Origin of the sequence: Nocardiopsis dassonvillei subsp. dassonvillei DSM 43111 (genome assembly GCF_000092985.1) — a bacterium.
Taxonomy (GTDB): Bacteria; Actinomycetota; Actinomycetes; order Streptosporangiales; family Streptosporangiaceae; genus Nocardiopsis; species Nocardiopsis dassonvillei.
Genome location: NC_014210.1, coordinates 5460261 through 5479297, shown reverse-complemented (window position 1 = coordinate 5479297; position 19037 = coordinate 5460261). Strand labels below are relative to the sequence as shown.

The following is a 19037-nucleotide window of genomic DNA, read 5'->3' as shown; positions in this document are numbered from 1 at the left end:
CGTCCTCCCTCACCCCTGATTACGGAGATCGGTGGCGGCTGTGACGCGAATGCGGGATATTTTTCGAGCACGTGTCCTCCAGCGCCGGACCGGGGCTCCTCCCCGGACCGCGGCGCACACTCCCCAGAAAGGACGCCGGGTGAACGACGTCCCCGACGATCACACAGAGACTCTGGTCGGTGACGGTGAGTTGATTCAGTGGGTGCGGGACGGCGACACCGGCGCCTACGCCACCCTCTACGAGCGCCATGCCGCGGCGGCGCGCGGACTGGCCCGGCAACTGCTGCGCGGCGAGGCGGAGGTGGAGGACGCCGCCGCCGAGGCGTTCACCCGCGTGCTCAGCGTCATCCAGCGAGGAGGGGGCCCGCAGGACTCCTTCCGCCCCTACCTGCTCACCGCCGTCCGCAACGCCGCCTACGACCGGGGACGCGGGGAGAGGCGCCAGGTCGTCACCGACGACATGGAGAGCCTCGTCCCCGGCCAGCCCTTCGTCGATCCCGCGCTCGAAGGGCTGGAGCGCTCCCTCATCGCCCGGGCCTTCCTCTCGCTCCCCGAGCGCTGGCAGTCGGTGCTCTGGCACACCGAGATCGAGGGGGCCAAACCGGCCGAGGTCGCGGACGTGCTCGGCATGAAGCCGAACGGCGTCGCCGCCCTCGCCTACCGGGCGCGGGAGGGGCTGCGGCAGGCCTACCTCCAGATGCACCTGGCGGGCGGGAACGCCGCCGAGGCCTGCCGCCCGACCCTCGGACTGCTCGGCGCCCACGTCAGGGAGGGGCTGTCCAGGCGCGACACCGCCAAGGTCGACCGGCACATGGACGGCTGCGCCGACTGCCGCGCGGTCTACGCCGAGCTGACCGACGTCAACGTCGGCCTGCGCGGGGTCGTCCTGCCGCTGGTGGCGGGCGCGGGGGCGGCGGGCTACCTCTCCGCCACCCCCGCCGGGGGCGCCTGGTGGGGGAGGATGTCGCGCCGCCAGCAGCAGGCGGCGGCCGGAGGCACGGCGGCGGCCGGTGTGGCGGTCGCGGTCGCCCTGGCCCTGACCAGCGCGCCGGAACCGCTTCCCGAACAGCAGCCGCCCCCGGCGGCGGCCCCGTGGGAGCAGCCTCCGGCGCCGACCGCTCCGGACGAGCCCGAGCCCGCTCCGGACGCGCCGCGGCCCTCTCCTCCGGCCAGCGACCGGCCGCGCCCCGACGCGGACGAGCGGCCCGAGCCCGCCGAGCCGGTCCCGGCGGTGCCGCCCGCCGACGTGCCGGAGGAGGAGGTGGCGCAGGAGCCCGGGCCGCGGTTCGCCGCGGGGATCGACCCGGTCGGCTCCCTGCTCCCGGGCAGCGAGGGGATCATGGTCCTGGACGTGCGCAACATCGGCGGCGGCGCGGCCGAGGAGGTCGTCGCCCAGCTCACCCTGCCGCCGGGCGTGGAGATGGTCTCCTCCGGCGGTGCGGGAAACGCGCTTCCCAGGGCGGTGGGACACGGCGACTGGAGCTGTTCCGCGGGCAGCGGGGGCGGCCGCTGCGCCCACCCGGGGATGGCGGCGGGGGAGGACGGCACCCAGTTCATCGACGTGCGCGTGGCCCCGGACGCCGAGGTCGGGGTTCCGGCGACGGTGTCGGTGTCCGCCGCGGGCGTGACCGCCGAGGCGACGGGGGAGCGGGGCGTGAGCGCGGAGGGCGTCACGGCCCGCTACGCCACCGCGGGCCGGGTACGCGCGGAGAGCGTCGGCAACGCCCTGATGACCTGCGTCGAACCGGAGCCGAGGGGTCGCTGGCCGTGGCCGTGGTGGGACTGGCCGTACGCCCCGGACGTCCCCGACCCGCGTCCGCAGGGTCCCGGGACCGAGCCGGGCACGGAGTCCTCCCCCGCTCCGGGCGCCCCCGCGCCCCCGAGACCGGAGCCGCCGGAAGCCGAGGCGACCATGGAGGAGGATGCGGTCCCTGGTCGGGAAGAGGGCGAAGGGGCTCCTGACGGGACGGTGGGCGCGCCGGACAACAACGTGCCCACGGAAACGGCGCGCGGACCGTTCTCCGAAGGCGTGGCGCGGCACGGCGGCCACGGCCCGGCGACGGTGGCCCACCACGCCCCCGGGTCCCACGGCGCCTCCGAGGCACAGAACGCTCCCCGGGCGCAGGACGGCCCCGGGTTCCACGGCGCTCCCGAGGCCCAGGACGGCCCCTGCGCCCGGGCCAGGCTGCGCCAGGGGCCGCGCCTGGACAACGACCACTGGACGATGGTCCCGCTGGACGCCGACGACGACCCCTCCACCACCTCCTCCAGTTCGGCGACCTGGGAACTCCCCGAGGGCGGCGGGGTGCGCTGGGCGGGGCTCTACTTCTCCGGGACCGGGACCCCCGACGCCCCCTCCGTCCGGGTCAGGGGACCGGGCATGACGGACTACCGCACCGTCGAGGCCACCAGCAACCGTGTCGCCGAGCTGCCCGGCTACCCCGCCTACCAGGCGTTCGCCGAGGTCACGGACCTGGTGCGGGCCCAGGGCGGCGGCCAGTGGTGGGTCGGCGACGCCCCCGTGAGCGAGGGCCGCGGCCACTACGCGGGCTGGAGCCTCGTGGTCGTGCTGGAGGACCCCCGGGTGGGCACCCGCAACCAGGTGATGGTCCTCGACGACACCCGGGTCTCCTTCCACGGCGGCGGGGGCGGCCCCTTCGCGGTGTCGGGCCTGCTGCCCGCCGCCGTACCCGCCCGGATCGACGTGGTGGCCTGGGAGGGCGACCCCGACCTGGGCGGGGACCGGGTGACCGTGGACGGCGCGGCGGCGGAGCCGGTCGGCGGCTACGGGCGGACGGACAACGCGTTCACCGGCTCGGCCCGCGGCGCGGTCGGCGACCCGCTCGCGTTCGGCACCGACGTGGTCCGATTCGACTCAGTACTTGGCCGAGAAACGGACATCCGAATCCTGACCGAACAGGACGCCGTGATGGTGGGGGCAGTGGTCCTGACGGCCCCCATGCGTAGTTGAGGTACGGGCTTCCACCCGCCCCGTCCGGGCCTGTCCGGCCGCTTCGGAGCCCCGGGGCCCTCAGGAAAACCGCCTGTGTGTAGCAGTCCAATAACTCTGTGTGTTCAGAAGGGGCACGCAAAACCAGACAGACTTGGCTAGGCTGTGGCCCGGTCATGGACATGGCCCAGAGACAACAGGGAAGGGGGTCGGTGCCAGTGGACCGCTGCGCGTTGTTCGTTGACGCGGGGTACCTTCTCGCGGACGGCGCGATGGCAGTGCACGGAACCCGCAACCGGGACTCCGTCTCCTGGGACTACACCGGTCTCGTCCAGTTCCTCAACGAGGTCGCGCGGGACCGCACCGGCCTGCCGCTCCTGCGCTGCTACTGGTACGAGGCGGTCGCCGACGACCGGCGGACCCAGGAGCAGGACGGCATCGCCGACATCCCCGGTATCAAGTTCCGCGGCGCGCGGATAAGGCCCGGCCGCCGCGAGGGCGTCGAGAGCTACGTCCAGCGCGACCTCACCACGCTGGCCCGTACCGGCGTCCTGTGCGACGCCGTCCTGGTCAGCGGGGACGAGGACATGGCGCCGGTCGTGGCCGACGTACAGGACATGGGCGTGCGCGTCACGGTCGTGCACGTCTCCGTCGAGGGCAACTGGACCATCTCCCGGGCCCTGCGCCGCGAGTGCGACGACCTCATCGAGATCGGCGCGGGCCACCTGCGCCCGCACGTCAACCTGCTCTCCAGCGGCGGCGCCGCCCAGGAGACCGCTGCCAAGACCACCACGCCGTTCTCCAACGGCCGCGCCCGCTCGGCGCCCGAGACCCCCAGGCAGCCCGTCGCGACGGCGCAGCCCGGCGGCAGCCGGGTGGAGGCGGCCTCCTCGTCCGCCGTGGGCCTGGAGGCGATGTTCGCCGGAACCGGCGGACAGCCCGCCCCCCAGGGCAGCGCCATGGACCAGCTGCGCGCCATGCGCAGGTCCCTCGCCCAGCAGCGCGGCGGCGGGGACCACCTGGCCGGGCCGAACACGGACAACCAGCAGTCCGGCCCGATCGACGCCAACGGGTTCCCCTCCGGCGGCCAGGTCCCGCCGAACGTGGGCGGCAACAGCGCCTATCCGGGCGCCTCGATGACCGGGGGGCACCCGGCGCCGGGCGGCCAGGGGGGCTACCCCGTCACCGGGGGGCACCAGTCGCTGCGCGGGGCCGACCAGACGGGCTACGGGCTTCCGGCGAGACAGGCACCGCCCCCGCAGCAGCACATGACGGGGCCGCAGCAGTCCTTCGCCGGCGGGACCGGGCCACAGCAGTCCTTCGCCGGCGGGACCGGGCCGCAGCGCTCCTTCTCCCAGGAGGGGCAGTCCCTGCAGCCGGGCCAGCACGGCCAGCCGGGCCAGCACGGCGGGCAGCCGGGGCACGGGCAACCGGGGCACGCGCCACCGCAGAGGAGCGCCCCGCCCCAGGACCCCAGGTTCGGCCCGGGGGACAACCCCGGCTTCGGGGGTGCGAACGACGCAAACCCTACCTATGGGACCAGTACGGAAACTGACACCGCCCAACGCGGTGGGGCGGCCCCCTCCTACGGGGGACCGCAGCCTACTGGTCCCGAACAAGACAGCCGGTTCGCCGCCGGCGACTACCGGGAACCGCGTCCCAGTCCTGGATATCCCCAGCAGACGCGTCCCGCCACGCATACCGTTGACGAAGCGGTGCATGTTGCGCGCAAAGAAGGGAACGACTTCGCGGAGTCGATCGCCCGCGAGGCGCCCGCCCTGTGGGTCGAGGCCGTCCTCGCCCGCAGGCCCCGGATGCCCTCCGACCTGGAGGCGCGTCTGCTCCAGGGTTCCTCGCTGCCGATCGACCACCTGTTGCGTGACGAGGTCCGGGACGGACTGCGCCAGGGGTTCTGGCAGGCACTGGAGCGTGCCAGGCCCTGAGATCCTTGCGCGGGGAGTGCGAGTAGGTGATGAGGGCGATGCGGTTGACCCACGTGACGACGGCAGAACTCGACCGTTTGGAATTCCACGCCGTCCGGTCTGGTGAGCACGGACGGGTCGCCGCCCAGCTCATGGACCTGGCCAACCGGGTCGACGCCGGAAGCGAGATCTCCCGCGCGGAGCTGTTCGTGCGCGCGGGGGAGCAGTGGGAGATCGCCCAGGAGTTCGAGCGCGCCTGCTCGGCCTACCAGAGGGCGATCGACGACGGCGGCCCCACGGTGATCGACGCGCGCGCCCTCAGCGCCGGTGCGCTGCTGCAACTGAACGAGGTCGGGACGGCCTACGCCCACCTCGAACGCCTGGAGAGCGAGCGACCCCGGGGCTCCAGACCTACATCCACGTCGCCGAGGCGCTGTACGCGCACGACGACCTGGAGGGCGCCGAGCGGTGGGCCACGGTCGGCGCGCACCGCTTCCTCGGCCTGGACGCCTCGCCCTACGTCCACGACCTGCTGCTGGAGCTGCTGCGGATCCGGTTCCGCGTCCGCGTCGACCTGGGCCTGGACGAGGACGCCCTGGACCGGCGGCTCGACGCCGGGTGAGGGCCGCGCCGGGCTCGCCCGCCCCCGCGGCCCGCGCCGACCCCGGTGAGTGAGGTTTCCGACGTTTCCCTCCCGGGGGCCGCGACACGCCCGGGCCGACTCCGCCCGGAGTGCTTTTCCGCGACGCCCCGAGGCCGCGGCCGCAGGATCGGGTACGCCAGGTTCCGCGGAGCCGTGCGGCCCCCGTGCGCGGGCGTTGCGGGCCGACTGGGGCGGCGGCACGGGCAGGGTCGGGTGCGGGCGCCCCCGGCGACGACCTAGGCTGTGTCGGGCCGCCTCAGGGCCGCCCCGACGGGGCGCTCAGCCCTCGCGCCGACGGGCCTCCCAGAGCCCCTCATACCACGCCCCCAGGGTGTGTTCGACAATCGTCGAAGAACCTGAGAAATCGATGACACGCCATCATCTTGCGGTGTTCCAACGCACCATCCCCTAGATGTAGTATCTCTCCCGCTGGTGGTTCACCCCTCGGGGTGAGGCAGAGGGGACCCGGTACGAGCCGGGCCGTCCCCGCAGCGGTGAGTGGAAGAAGAGGCCGTCACAGGTACCGGGAACCCCCGCGGAACCCCGGTGCCGTGGTCCCCGCCCACCCGCCACCGGTGATGCACACCTGAGTGTGTGCCGACGACGGGGCTTCGAGAACGAGCCGCCGCGGCCCGCCGGCCGGACGACCGCGCGCACCCAGTGCGCCGGTCCGCCGGGAGCGCCGCGCGACCCTCGCTTCTCGTCCCCTCCCCGCCGGGACTCTTCTATCGAGGTTGGAGCCGCTGTATGACCCTTGACGTCGAGGCCGTGCCCGCATCCGTTCGGTCCAGCAAGGACGGCAACCCCCCTGCCGCCGTCGACCGGATCGAGCACGTCGTAGCCGAGGCCTGTGCGCGGCTCACCGGTGTTTCGGCGGAGAAGGTCCTCACCGAGGCCCGTCGCGGCTTCTACCCCGGCATCTCCGACGCCGAGGTGGAACTCGCCCTGGTCATGGCCGCCCGCAGCTTCGTGGAGGTCGACCCGGACTACTCCTACGTGGCCGCCCGCCTGCTGCTGGACAAGCTGCGCCGCGAGGCCCTCACCTTCATCAGCGGCGCCCCCGACGCCGCCGGCCAGTCCGAGATGGGCGAGCGCTACGCCGCCTACCTCGCCGCCTACGTCGGACGCGGCATCGACCTCGGCCAGCTCGACCCGGCGCTGGCCAAGTTCGACCTGGCCCGCCTGGGCGCCGCGCTGCGCCCCGAGCGCGACGAGCAGTTCACCTTCCTGGGCATCCAGACCCTCTACGACCGCTACTTCCTGCACAGCGACGAGGTGCGCTACGAGCTGCCGCAGGCGTTCTTCATGCGGGTGGCCATGGGTCTGGCCCTCAACGAGGACGACCGCGAGGCCCGCGCCATCGAGTTCTACGAGCTGCTGTCCTCGTTCGACTTCATGGCCTCCACGCCCACCCTGTTCAACTCGGGCACCGTGCGGGCGCAGCTGTCCTCCTGCTTCCTCACCACCGTGGGCGACGACCTCCAGGCCATCTTCCACGGCATCAGCAACAACGCGATGCTGTCCAAGTACTCCGGCGGCCTCGGCAACGACTGGACCCCGGTGCGCGGCCTGGGCTCGCACATCCGCGGCACCAACGGCAAGAGCCAGGGCGTCGTGCCGTTCCTGAAGATCGCCAACGACACCGCCGTCGCGGTCAACCAGGGCGGCAAGCGCAAGGGCGCGGTGTGCGCCTACCTGGAGACCTGGCACATCGACATCGAGGAGTTCCTCGACCTCCGCAAGAACACCGGTGACGAGCGCCGCCGCACCCACGACATGAACACCGCGAACTGGGTTCCGGACCTGTTCATGCAGCGCGTGGAGCAGGGCGGCAGCTGGACCCTGTTCTCGCCGGACGAGGTCCCCGACCTGCACGACAAGTACGGCGCCGAGTTCGCCGAGGCCTACGCCCACTACGAGGCCGAGGCCGCGGCGGGCCGGATCAAGGTCTCCAAGACCCTCCCGGCCGTCGACCTGTGGCGGCGCATGCTGACCATGCTGTTCGAGACCGGGCACCCGTGGATCACCTTCAAGGACCCGTCCAACCTGCGCTCGCCGCAGCAGCACGTCGGCGTGGTGCACTCCTCCAACCTGTGCACCGAGATCACGCTGAACACCAGCGCCGACGAGGTCGCGGTCTGCAACCTGGGCTCGGTCAACCTGGCCCAGCACGTGGGCCCGGACGGCCTGGACGCCGAGCGCCTGCGCCGCACCGTCCGCACCGCCGTGCGCATGCTCGACAACGTCATCGACGTGAACTTCTACACGATCCCCGAGGCGCGCCGCGCGAACATGCGCCACCGCCCCGTGGGCCTGGGCCTCATGGGCTTCCAGGACGCGCTGTTCAAGCTGCGCACGCCCTTCGCCTCCGACGGCGCGGTCTCCTTCGCCGACGAGAGCATGGAGCTGATCAGCTACTACGCCATCGAGGCCTCCATGGAGCTGGCCGCCGAGCGCGGCTCCTACGAGAGCTTCGAGGGCTCCCTGTGGAGCCGGGGCGTGCTGCCGATCGACTCGCTGCGCCTGCTGGCCGAGTCGCGCGACGGCGACCTGGACATGGACCGGGGCGAGACCCTGGACTGGGACTCGCTGCGCGAGCGCGTCAAGACCACGGGCATGCGCAACTCCAACGTCATGGCCATCGCCCCGACCGCGACCATCGCCAACATCACCGGCGTGAGCCAGTCGATCGAGCCGGTCTACCGCAACCTGTACGTCAAGTCGAACATGTCCGGCGACTTCACCGTGGTCAACCCCTACCTGGTGCGCGACCTCAAGGCCCGCGGCCTGTGGGACGACGACATGGTCTCCGCGCTGAAGATGCACGACGGCAGCCTCGGCGCCATCGACCGCGTCCCGGCCGACCTCAAGGCCCTCTACGCCACCGCGTTCGAGGTCGACCCCGAGTGGCTGGTGGACGCCGGTTCGCGCCGCCAGAAGTGGATCGACCAGGCCCAGTCGCTGAACCTGTACATGGCGGCCCCCAGCGGCAGGAAGCTGGACTCGCTGTACCGCCGCGCGTGGCGCTCCGGTCTCAAGACCACCTACTACCTGCGTTCGCAGAGCGCCACCCACGTGGAGAAGAGCACGCTCAAGGGCACCGACGGCCGCCTCAACGCGGTCGCCGCGACCCCCGCGGCCCCGGTCGCCTCGCCCGCGCCGAGCCCGGCCCCGGCGCCGAGCCCCGCGCCCAGCCCGTCCCCGAACCCGCAGCCCGTCACCGGCGGCGCGGCCGACGAGGACGAGTTCGAGATCATCGACGGCCAGGCCTGCTCGATCGACGACCCCGAGTGCGAGGCCTGCCAGTAGCACCGGCGGCCGCGCACCCCCGTGCGGCGACCGGAGGGCGGGGGCGGCATGACGCCGCCCCCGCCCTCCGGCGGGCCCCGGGCCGCGGAGGCGTCCGTCCCCTTCACCCAGCCACGACTCTTCCGGTACGTCCGGAGAACGGAAAAAACCCCAGCATGACCGCAGTTTCCGAGAACAGCGCGAGCGCCACCAGCGGCCTCGGTGAGATCGAGCGCGACGCCGAGCGCGTCAACGTCGACGACAAGGCGATGATCAACGCCCGCGCCGACGTCAACCAGCTGCTCCCCCTCAAGTACACGTGGGCGTGGGAGAAGTACCTCGCGGGCTGCAACAACCACTGGATGCCCACCGAGGTCGCCATGCAGGCCGACATCGCGCTGTGGAAGTCCAGGGACGGGCTGACCGAGGACGAGCGCCTCATGCTCAAGCGCAACCTCGGCTTCTTCGCCACCGCCGAGTCGCTGGTGGCCAACAACATCGTGCTGGCCGTGTACCGGCAGCTCACCAACCCCGAGTGCCGCCAGTACCTGCTGCGCCAGGCCTTCGAGGAGGCGGTGCACACCCACACCTTCCAGTACATCTGCGAGAGCCTCGGCCTGGACGAGGGCGAGCTCTTCAACATGTACCGCGAGGTCCCCTCGATCACCGCCAAGGACGCCTGGGCGCTCAAGTACACGCAGAACCTGGAGAACCCCGAGTTCCGCACGGGCACCCCGGAGGCCGACCAGGCCTTCCTGCGCGACCTCGTGGCCTTCTACGTGATCTTCGAGGGCATGTGGTTCTACACCGGCTTCGCGCAGATCCTGTCGCTGGGCCGCCGCAACAAGATGGTCGGCATCGCCGAGCAGTACCAGTACATCCTGCGCGACGAGTCGATCCACCTGAACTTCGGCATCGACGTGATCAACCAGATCAAGATCGAGAACCCGCACCTGTGGAGCGAGGAGTTCCAGGCCGAGGTCCGGCAGATGCTCACCGAGGCCTGCGAGCTGGAGGTGGCCTACGGCCGCGAGACCATGCCGCGCGGCGTGCTCGGCCTCAACGCGGAGCTGTGCGAGAAGTACATGCACTTCATCACCGACCGCCGCGCCGAGCAGATCGGCCTGGCGCCCATCTTCGGTGAGACGGAGAACCCGTTCCCGTGGATGAGCGAGATGATGGACCTCCAGAAGGAGAAGAACTTCTTCGAGACCCGCGTCATCGAGTACCAGACCGGCGGCGGCCTGGACTGGGACTAGTGGGGCCCTGGGTCCCCTGACCGGGACCGCAGGGGCCGGAGGGCTTCCTCCCCACCGGCGGTGGCCCGGGTCGTGGCGCGCGACCCGGGCCACCGCCGTGTGCGCTCAGCCCTTGTCCGACCAGGTCATCCTGACGTTGAAGGTGGCCTCCGCGCTCCCCTTGACGACCACGGCCCCGGCCTCGGCGGTCACGCTCACCCCGAACTCCACCTCGGTCTCGGAGGGGGCGAGCGAGGAGGAGGACAGTTCCCGCAACTGCCCGGACACCGCCTCGGCGACCTTGCGGATCCGCAGCAGGACGTCGTCGAGCCGCCTGTCGCCGGTGGCCTCCTCGGACCTCCTGGAGACGTTGGCGGCCCCCTCCCGCCGGGCGGGTACGGACTCGATACTGACCACGGTGCCGTCGTCGGTGACGAAGTCGATCACTTTGTTCACTTTGACCTCATACGTTCCTTGGCGAGGGGTAAAGCTATTCCTGTGGGAGAGCTCGGAAAGTAAAATACTGGGAAGTGTCCGCAAAAGACGAGATTCCGCTGCCGTCCGTGCGGAGGAAACGGTGGGGCGAACCAGTTATGACCGGGCGAAACGACGCGCGTGCCCGCTGGCGCGACGGACGCGACGGTACCGGGTGGCGCAAGTCGTCGATGTCTTCGGACGCGGGTTCGTGCTGCGAGGCCTCCCTGGGGGAACCGGGCCGGATCCTGTTCCGCGACTCCCACCATCCGGACGGGCACACGCTGCGGTTCGGCGCCGGCGAGTGGCTGTCGCTGCTGGCGTCCCTGTCCTGAGAACCCCGGAAACCGGTCCCGGATATTTCCGGGACGGCAAAGGGGGCGCCGTTCCCCGACTCCCCTTTCCCTCCCGGCCCGGACACGGGAAAGGGATTCCCCGCCTCTCCCCGGGGCGCGCCGACGCCCTGACGGCACCGTGTTCAGGCACGTCCCGGCACCCCGGAGAGCGGTCCGGGGTGCCGCGCGGTGGTCTCTGGCCTCAGGTCCGGACCGGGACGATGTCGGTGTCCAGCCGGGCGTACTCCGCCATCGTGGTCACGAACCGGTGGTCCGGGCCGAACCGGGCGGTGTAGTGGTCGCGCAGGGCCGCCCACTCCTCCCGGACGTCCTCGCCCAGTGCCCGGCGGCTGATCAGCAGGTTGCGCCGGGCGGTGGTCAGGAAGAGGTTGTGCTCGCCGAGGACCTCCCGGCACAGCTCCACACTGGCCGCGTCCTGGGCCCGGGCCTCCTTGAGCCGCCCCAGGGCGAACAGGTCGCTGCCCAGGTTCACCTCGACCGCGGCGACGGTGATCCGCGCGTCCGGGAAGAGCCGCAGGATCTCCTGCCGGGCCTCGACGTCGAGCGCGTACGCCCGCTCGTACTCGCCCGCCATCCGCAGCACGATCGCCGCGTTGGCCCGTGAGGCCCACGGGAAGAGGTGGCGGCCGGAGTACACGGCGTCCATGTGCTCCAGGAGGTCGTCGGCCAGGCTCTTGGCCTCGGCCACCCGCTCGGCGAAGGCCAGGTTCACCATGTGGATGCTGTTGACGTGCAGTGTCACCCGGGAGTGCGGCCGGTGGCGCGAGGTGTTGGCGTCCACTGCCCGCTGGGACAGTTCCAGGGCCGACCCGTGGGCGCCGAGCCTGCGGTTGACCACGGAGAGGAAGATCGGGATCTCCGAGGTGTGCGCGCTGGCGTCCGCCTCGGTGGCCTCGAAGCGCCGCTGGCAGTCCTCCAGGGCCTCCCGGGCCTCCTCCAGGTGTCCGAGGGCCATGAGGCCGAGTCCGACCGACAGCCGGGAGCGCAGGGTCGGGATGCCGTTCGACCCGAACAGGTACTTGCGCTGTTCGAGGGTGCGGCGGTCCAGGTCCAGGGCGTCCTGGAAGCGGCCCAGACGGCGCAGGCAGTCCCCGATGTCGTGCGCGATGACCAGGGTGTTCTCGTCGTCCTCGGTGAACAGCGCGGTCCTGGTCCGGTGGATGTCCTCGAACATGGCCAGGGCCTCGTCGTAGTGGCCGAGGTTGCTCAGCGCGATGGCCCGGGCCCGCCGCGCCTCCAGGGCCTCCTCGCTCTCGGGGCCCTCCAGCTCCGACTGCTCGGCGTACATCCGCTCCGCCTCGGCGAGGGCGACCTCGTTGTCGCCCCGCAGGCGCAGGACCCTGGCGCGCAGCAGCTGGACCTGGAACCGCTGCGGGATGTCGTCGTACCAGGCCTCGATGGCGCGGTCCGCCAGCTCCAGCGTCGCGTCGTCGTTGCCCGTCTCCACCAGGTACACGATCACGTTGTGGACGAGGCCGCGGACCTGCGGGTCGTGGCTGCGCCACGCCTCGGAGGCGGTCACGTGGGTCAGCAGCAGCTGGTACTCGGGCCAGTTCTGCGGCAGCTCGGGGCCGAGGGGGTCGCTCTGCGCCAGCAGGCGGTGGGCCAGGTCCCGGTAGCGCACCCGCTCCTCGTCGCCGAGCGTGCTCTGCACGACGGTCTGGAAGGTGACGTGCATCTGGAAGGTGTGCTTGGACCGGTCGAACTCGGCGAGGCTGTGCCTGCTCACGTAGCGCAGCACCCGGGACAGGGCCATCTCGTTGCCCAGGATCTGCGCCAGCTCGGGGTTGGCGCTCAGGCCCCGGGCCCGGTGGAAGAGGGTGCGCGCCAGCGGGCGGGGGCCGAAGAACGAGCACAGCTGGACGAACTCGCGGACCATCCGCTTGAGCGCGCGGTCGCCCCCGGTGCCGCGCCTCAGGTCGTCGAGCTGCATGTTCCAGGCGGCGGCCAGCGGCAGGGGGTACAGGTCCTCCGACTCCACGTGCGTGACCAGGTCGTCGAACTTGTCCTGGATCAGCTGGAGGAAGTCCTCGACGCTCATCAGGGAGTCGCGCAGGTAGGCGCCGACCTGCGCCAGCGCCAGGGGCAGGTGCTCCAGGCGCTCGGCGATCCGGAGGGCGTCATCGTCGTCCTCCAGCCCCTGGGGGCAGACCTTGCGGAGCAGCGCGACGCTCTCCTGCGGGGTCAGGCTCGGCACGACCGAACCCTCGCTGCGCCCGCTGGGGATCCAGCTCTGGTCGCGGGAGGTGATGATGATGTCGCCGGGGCCGTCGGTCGGAAGTTCGCCCCCACCCAGCTGGTCCAGGTTGGAGACGTCGTCCAGGATGAGGAGCCAGCGCCCCACCTCGGGGTCGCTCTCCAGCACGTCCCGGACGCGCTGGGCGGTCTTCTCCAGGTTGCCGCCGTCCTCGGCCAGGCCCAGGTGCCGGGCCAGGTGCATGTAGGACTGCTGGATGTCGGCGGGGCTGTTGGCGGGGACCCACCAGATCAGGTCGTAGCTGTCCCGGTACCGGTGCGCGTACTCGGTGGCGATCTGGGTCTTGCCGATGCCGCCCCCGCCCGACAGCAGGTAGATCCCGCCCGAGGACTCCTCCAGCAGACCGTGGACGCGTTCGAGGATCTTCTCGCGCCCCGTGAAGTTGAGGTTGTGCGGAGGCACGCCGCGGAGCTTGGCCAGGGGCCGGGTCCGGGACTGGCGCCTCCGGGAGCGCGGGATGGTGGGCTCCGAGGGGGCGGATTCGGTCTCGGAGGCGCGGGTGTCGGTCACGGTCGGACTCGGTTCCTCTCGGGGGGCGGCGGGCGTGCGGCGGTCGGTGGCGGAGGGAGCGGTGGCGCCGCCCGGGACCGCGGGGGCGGAGTCCCCCTCCAGCGCGGCGCGCAGGTGCCCGGCGAAGCGGCGGTACTCGCCGGGCATCTCGGACAGCGCGGGGAGCACGGCCGCGGCCAGGCCCTCCTCCCCGTCGAGCGAGGGCACGAGGGGGGCTCCGGTCTCGATCCGGGCCAGCCACTGGTAGATCCGTGCGGAGTCCTTGAACTCGATGCCCAGCGAGTAGTACACCGACCGCATGACGCTGAGGTCGCCGAACCTGCCGAGCAGGTCCCTGCGGACCCCGGGCAGGAACTCCAGGGCGGTGGCGGCCGGGTCGTGCAGGTCGCCGGGCGGCAGAGTCGGGTCCATCAGCTCGCCGCCGAAGACCTCGGCGATCTCGGTGACGGCGAGGCGTCCGTCGCGGGGCGCGTGGGGGATGTTGCGCTGGATCAGCTCCGCGACGGGGAGGTTGACGGGCGCCTGGGTGAGGCGTACCGCGAGCTCGCGGGCCCCGCGCGAGGCGTGGGACAGGAAGCGCGACACCGGGTCGGGTTCCCAGGGGACGGCGCTGGGCGGGCGCGCGCCGCCGGGCGGGAGGACGCACACGTCGGCCTCCCACGCGCCCGGTCGGCCGTCCACCACCGAGGCCCACTCCGCGAGGGCCTCCGGCTCGCACTCCAGAACCGGCAGCACCGCCGCGTCCGCAGGGAGGCCGGGGGCGGAGGCCTCGTCCGGGGCGCGCGCGAAGGCCCACGAGGCGGGGGAGGCGGGGAACGGGGCCGTCATGCGCATCGGTCGCGGCGTGAGCGGGCCCTCCGGCCACACGGAGCGGTCCAGGAGGTGCAGGACGGCGGTGGGGAGCCGGGCGGCGAGTTCGGCGATCCAGGCGCGCAGCCTCGGCTGGCGCCAGCTCCGGTCCAGGGTGTCGGTGACGAGGACGGCCGCCTCGGCGCCGCCGAGCTGCGGCGCGTGCACGGCGTGGCCGGGGTGGAAGCGGACGACCGTGGCCCCCGCCCGCTCGGCCTCCCCGGTCAGGGCCGCGACGCCGGCCGTGTGCAGGCCCATCAGGGGGGAGGAGTCGACGAGGACGGCCAGGCGGGACGGTCCGCCTGTCAGGTTGTCGAGTACGTTGCGATACCTGTGCGACAGTTCATCCATGTCGTTTTCGTCCTCATAGTGGACTTTGTATCCGGTTCGGTGAACCGCGTCCCCCGGGGGCGCCGGTGAGTTTTTCCCCGGCGTAGCCGCCCGACCAGAACGATCCTAACCAAGAAAGGCGCAGCCTCGGTGCCGATAGGTCCGCTGCCAGCGGTTTTCTCCTCCCGGGATTTTCTCTCCTGGGGAACGCCGGAAATCGTGGCGTCCCGGGTGGGCGGACGTTCGGCGCGCAGCGGGCCGTCCGGTCGGGGACTCCTTCCATGATCCCTCAGACGCCCGGTCTCTCAGGGCCCGCGGGCTCCCCGGGCGTCTCCTGGAGGAGGGCGTCGCCGAAGATGTCATGAATGATCGCGATCTCCCTGGCCTGCGAACTCCTTCTCGCGCTGTCACGCAGGTGGCGGGCGAGTCCGGAGATGCGCACCCGCGAATCGGGTTCCCGGTCCAGGAGTTCCTCAAGGAAGGCGGTCACCGCCTTTCTGGGCCCCCTGATGATGGTGGGAATTCCCCAGTAGAGGGCGGAGTCGTAGACGTGCTCCACATCGCTGTTGTCGGAGTCGGTGACGCACACGGTCACGTTCTGGTCGGAGAGGGCGATCGCCACCTCGCTCACCTCCTGTTTCCAGGAGGCGAGCACGTTGCGGTCCTCCACCAGGGGGCTGGCCGTCTGCCGTTCGCAGCGCAGGCGCCACCTGTCGGGGGGAACCCCCAGGTAGTGCGGTAACCGCACCCGCTCGCGGACGTGGTACACGATCTCGTACATGGTGCACAGCGGCGGCGCGTACTCCAGCAGGTCGCGGTGGGGGCTGGCCTGGCCCGGGTTCAGGTGCAGCAGGTCCCTGGGCAGCAGGACGCGCAGCCGCAGCGACTCCTCGTTGGGCGTGACCAGCCTCTGCATGGTGGCCTCGCCCATGAGGTCGGCGATCTCGTCGCAGATCTGCGGTTCGCCGACCAGCCTCGTGCCCTGGGGCAGCGGATCGTCCCTCTCGCCCCGGTGGGCGATCCGGTGCGAGAGCCGGTAGCCGCCGGTCACCGGCTCCAGCTCGAAGAGCACCACCGTGTCGGGCGGACGCTCGTCGCGGTGGCCGGAGGGCGCCGCGGGCGCGTCCGGCTCCCTGCGCCGGAGCAGCCGCCGGTCCCGGTCACGGGTCAGGGCCTCCTCCCAGTCGCGCCCCATCGGCCCGGCCTCCTGCCGGATCCAGGACCACACCGCGGGCGGGAGCGGCCGCTGGTGCCGGATCTCCTGGTAGACGTGGTGCACCCAGGCGACCCGGGGCGGCGGCTCGCCGACGGGCGGGACCAGGTCCCACAGCGCGGTGAGGACCCGCCAGGCGGTCGTGCCCGCGCCGTGCCGCCTGGCCTTGCGCGCCTCGGCGGGGCTCAGCAGGTCCTCCGGCGGGACAGCGTCCAGGGGGACCGAGTCCAGCAGGTCGTGCAGCCTGTCGTAGGCCTCCCTGCCGCACAGGGACTCGTCGGCCAGGCGCTGCGCGGAGACGACCTCGCCGTCGTCGCGCTCGCCGACGAGCTCCTCCACCGGGAGGATGAACGCGATGCCGGAGGGCCGGTCGGGGTCGTTCCAGACGTAGTGGTGGGTCTTCTGCATGATCCCCACCAGCTCGCCCGTCCCGGTGCGCACGGCGCAGCCGCTGAACCCGCCGGTGATCCGCACCGGCTGTGAGGTGGGGGTCTCGACCTGGTGGGTGACCCCGGTGGGCCCGCCGGGCCCCTGGCAGACGAGCGGGGCCTGGAGGGAACGCATGCCCTCCGGGTAGCCCGCCGTGTACAGGGGCTGCTGCGGCTCCAGGCTCGCGCACTCCCGCAGCACGGGGAAGGAGGTGTCGGGGCCCGCGTCCCGCAGCCTCAGCACGGCCAGGTCGCGGCTGTCGGGGCCCGCCGACCACAGCCGGGTGTCGACGGAGGCCTCCCACACCCGGTCGTCGAAGGACCGCAGGCGCACGGTGGCGAGCGGGCCCGGGTGCTCCTCCTTCTCCCCGTGGAGGCCGAGCGCGGCGTTGACGACGTGCGCGCACGTGACCAGGAGGCCGGGGGACAGGAGCACGGCACCGCCCACGGTGCCGTACTGGTCGAGCACCCGCATCTGCCATGACGGCTCGTTGGGCTGTAGGCCGCGCGGGGTATGGGGGGTGGCCACGTTCGGGGACCTCTCTGACATCCACTTTGCCCGGAACAGTTCCCCCTCGGACAGCGGTGAACCAGGAGGCGCCGGAGCGCCGGGAACAGAGTGCCGCGAGTGTTCCGTGTGACGGAAGGGGATCATGGATCTCCACGTGGGGACCGGGGCGCACGGGCTCCGGCACCCGAGGCGTTCGTGACGCGCGTCACAAAAGGTTCGGAACGGGAGGGCCGCCCGCCTCTACGCGATCCGACGAACACCAGTACCCGGGCGCGGTCCGGCGGGCGGCGGCTCTCGGCGGAGGACTCGCCGAGGTCTCAAAGCGGTGTTGTTCCACGCACGGGTGTTGTGACTTGCCGGACACGGGGCAATGATCCCCCGCAATATCCACGAACAGCGCGTAAGGCTCGTGCCCGCGCGCTCAGGAGAAGGGAGGGCAGGGTCTTGGACGAGTCCATGCTCTGGTCCGTCGCGACCTTCGGCGTCTACCTCGCCGCCATGGTGGCCATCGGCCTGTGGGCCTACAAGCTCACTGTCTCGCAGTCGGACTTCGTGCTCGGCGGCAGACAGCTCAACAGCTGGGTGGCGGGTCTGAGCGCCAACGCCAGCGACTTCAGCGGGTGGCTGCTGCTCGGACTGCCCGGCGCCATCTACGTCTCCGGTCTGGGCGAGGCCTGGATCGCGGTCGGCCTGGCCTGCGGCTTCGCCGGAAGCTGGATCCTCCTCGCGCCCCGCCTGCGCGTGTACACCGAGCGCGTGACCGACGCCCGCTCGGGGGGCGACTCCGACTCCCTGACCCTCTCCTCCTTTCTAGAGAACCGCTTCAACGACCCCACACGGCTGCTGCGCGGGGTGTCGGCGGTGCTCATCATCGTCTTCTACTTCTTCTACGTCGCCTCCGGGCTCGTCGCCATGGCCGCCCTGTTCGACCAGGTCTTCGGACTGAGCCCGGGCCCCGCCATCGCCATCGGCGTGGGCATCGTGGTGCTCTACACCGTGCTCGGCGGCTTCCTCGCGGTGTCCTACACCGACGTGGTGCAGGCGGCGATGATGTGGATCGCCCTGCTGGCCGTCCCCGTCATGGCGGTCACCGCGCTCGGCGGTTTCGCCGGGCTGACCGAGGGCGTGTCCGACAAGAGCGACGGGCTGCTGTCGGCCGTAGGCGGCACCGCCCTGGACGCCGAGCTCGGCCAGTGGGTGAGCACCGACACCCTCGGCTGGGTGGTCATCGTCTCCGGCCTGGCCTGGGGCTTCGGCTACTTCGGCCAGCCGCACATCCTGTCCCGCTACATGGGCATCCGCTCGGTCCGCGACATCCCCAAGGCCGCCGTCATCAGCGTGGTCTGGGCGGTCACCGCCATGGCCCTGGCCGTGCTGGTCGGCTTCATCGGCGTCGCCTACTTCGACACCCCGCTGGAGAACTCCGAGCAGGTCTTCCCGCTCCTGATCGAGGCCCTGACCCACCCGCTGGTCGCCGGTCTGCTGCTCGCCGCCATCCTCGCCGCCGTCATGAGCACCGCCGACTCCCAGCTGCTGGTCGCCGCGTCCGCGCTCACCGAGGACGGCTACCGGGCCTTCGTGGACCGCGACGCCGACCCCGGGAGGCTGCTGTGGATCAGCCGCGTCACCGTGGTCGCCGTCGCCCTCGGCGCCGCGGCCATCGCCCTGTGGGGCGACCAGTCGGTGATGGACCTGGTCGGCTACGCCTGGGCCGGGTTCGGCGCGGGCTTCGGCCCGATCCTGGTGCTCTCCGTGTTCTGGAAGCGCATGAGCTGGTCCGGCGCGCTCGCGGGCATGATCGCGGGCGGCACCACCGCGATCGTGTGGGACGTCCTCGACGCCAACTTCTTCGGCACCGGCCTGTACGCCATGGTCCCGGCCGTGGTCCTCAGCGTCGCCGCCATCCTCGTCTTCAACGGCCTGGCCAGGGTCACCCCGCAGATGGAGAGCGACTTCGACCGGGTCGAGGCGGAGATCCGCGGGACCGGCTCCGCCCCGGGAGAGGCCGCACGGGTCTGACCGGCGGCCGTACCGGCGACGGCCGGGGCGGTGACCGCCCCGGCCTCCC

Annotated in this window: 9 protein-coding genes and 1 pseudogene; 7 read left to right on the top strand and 3 right to left on the bottom strand. The window is 72.0% G+C overall.

The window, feature by feature from the left end; genetic code table 11:
• The first annotated feature begins 139 nt into the window (after window positions 1-139).
• The 5 genes and pseudogenes from NDAS_RS22770 (at window position 140) to NDAS_RS22750 (ending at window position 10062) form a co-directional block, all read left to right on the top strand.
• Entirely contained in the window at window positions 140-2971 is a 2832-nt protein-coding gene (locus NDAS_RS22770) for a sigma-70 family RNA polymerase sigma factor (RefSeq protein ID WP_013155605.1), read from the top strand.
• 197 nt (window positions 2972-3168) lie between these two features.
• Window positions 3169-4893 carry an NYN domain-containing protein gene (locus NDAS_RS22765; RefSeq protein WP_013155604.1) on the top strand — a complete coding sequence of 575 codons (1725 nt, stop codon included), beginning with the start codon at window positions 3169-3171 and terminating at the stop codon, window positions 4891-4893.
• Between the two features lie 29 nt (window positions 4894-4922).
• A pseudogene (locus tag NDAS_RS22760) lies at window positions 4923-5494 on the top strand (hypothetical protein).
• A 768-nt stretch (window positions 5495-6262) separates the two neighbouring features.
• Entirely contained in the window at window positions 6263-8824 is a 2562-nt protein-coding gene (locus NDAS_RS22755) for a ribonucleoside-diphosphate reductase subunit alpha (RefSeq protein ID WP_041552950.1), read from the top strand.
• 155 nt (window positions 8825-8979) lie between these two features.
• Complete coding sequence (locus NDAS_RS22750) at window positions 8980-10062, top strand: ribonucleotide-diphosphate reductase subunit beta (protein ID WP_013155602.1); 1083 nt, start codon at window positions 8980-8982, stop codon at window positions 10060-10062.
• Window positions 10063-10167: 105 nt separating this feature from the next.
• Here the strand turns inward: NDAS_RS22750 and NDAS_RS22745 are convergent, their stop codons facing one another.
• On the bottom strand, window positions 10168-10488 hold the full coding sequence (locus NDAS_RS22745) for a CU044_2847 family protein (RefSeq protein WP_019608803.1): 321 nt from the start codon (window positions 10486-10488) through the stop codon (window positions 10168-10170).
• 146 nt (window positions 10489-10634) lie between these two features.
• Between NDAS_RS22745 and NDAS_RS22740 the strand changes: the two genes are divergently transcribed.
• Window positions 10635-10850 (top strand): DUF397 domain-containing protein, encoded by a 216-nt coding sequence (locus NDAS_RS22740; protein ID WP_013155600.1) that lies wholly within the window; start codon window positions 10635-10637, stop codon window positions 10848-10850.
• 202 nt (window positions 10851-11052) lie between these two features.
• On the opposite strand, the gene fxsT is transcribed toward NDAS_RS22740, so the two are convergent.
• Both fxsT and NDAS_RS22730 read right to left on the bottom strand, forming a co-directional pair.
• Window positions 11053-14838 carry an FxSxx-COOH system tetratricopeptide repeat protein gene (gene fxsT / locus NDAS_RS22735; RefSeq protein ID WP_013155599.1) on the bottom strand — a complete coding sequence of 1262 codons (3786 nt, stop codon included), beginning with the start codon at window positions 14836-14838 and terminating at the stop codon, window positions 11053-11055.
• A 268-nt stretch (window positions 14839-15106) separates the two neighbouring features.
• Complete coding sequence (locus NDAS_RS22730) at window positions 15107-16987, bottom strand: S1 family peptidase (protein WP_232051604.1); 1881 nt, start codon at window positions 16985-16987, stop codon at window positions 15107-15109.
• A gap of 438 nt (window positions 16988-17425) precedes the next feature.
• Between NDAS_RS22730 and putP the strand changes: the two genes are divergently transcribed.
• Entirely contained in the window at window positions 17426-18988 is a 1563-nt protein-coding gene (putP, locus tag NDAS_RS22725) for a sodium/proline symporter PutP (RefSeq protein WP_013155597.1), read from the top strand.
• Window positions 18989-19037 lie beyond the last annotated feature (49 nt).

Coding starts and splice junctions, on each gene's coding strand:
- NDAS_RS22755 (WP_041552950.1), top strand. CDS start 6,263: ATGACCCTTGACGTCGAGGCCGTGCCCGCATCCGTTCGGTCCAGCAAG.
- NDAS_RS22750 (WP_013155602.1), top strand. CDS start 8,980: ATGACCGCAGTTTCCGAGAACAGCGCGAGCGCCACCAGCGGCCTCGGT.
- NDAS_RS22740 (WP_013155600.1), top strand. CDS start 10,635: ATGACCGGGCGAAACGACGCGCGTGCCCGCTGGCGCGACGGACGCGAC.
- fxsT (WP_013155599.1), bottom strand. CDS start 14,838: ATGGATGAACTGTCGCACAGGTATCGCAACGTACTCGACAACCTGACA.
- putP (WP_013155597.1), top strand. CDS start 17,426: ATGCTCTGGTCCGTCGCGACCTTCGGCGTCTACCTCGCCGCCATGGTG.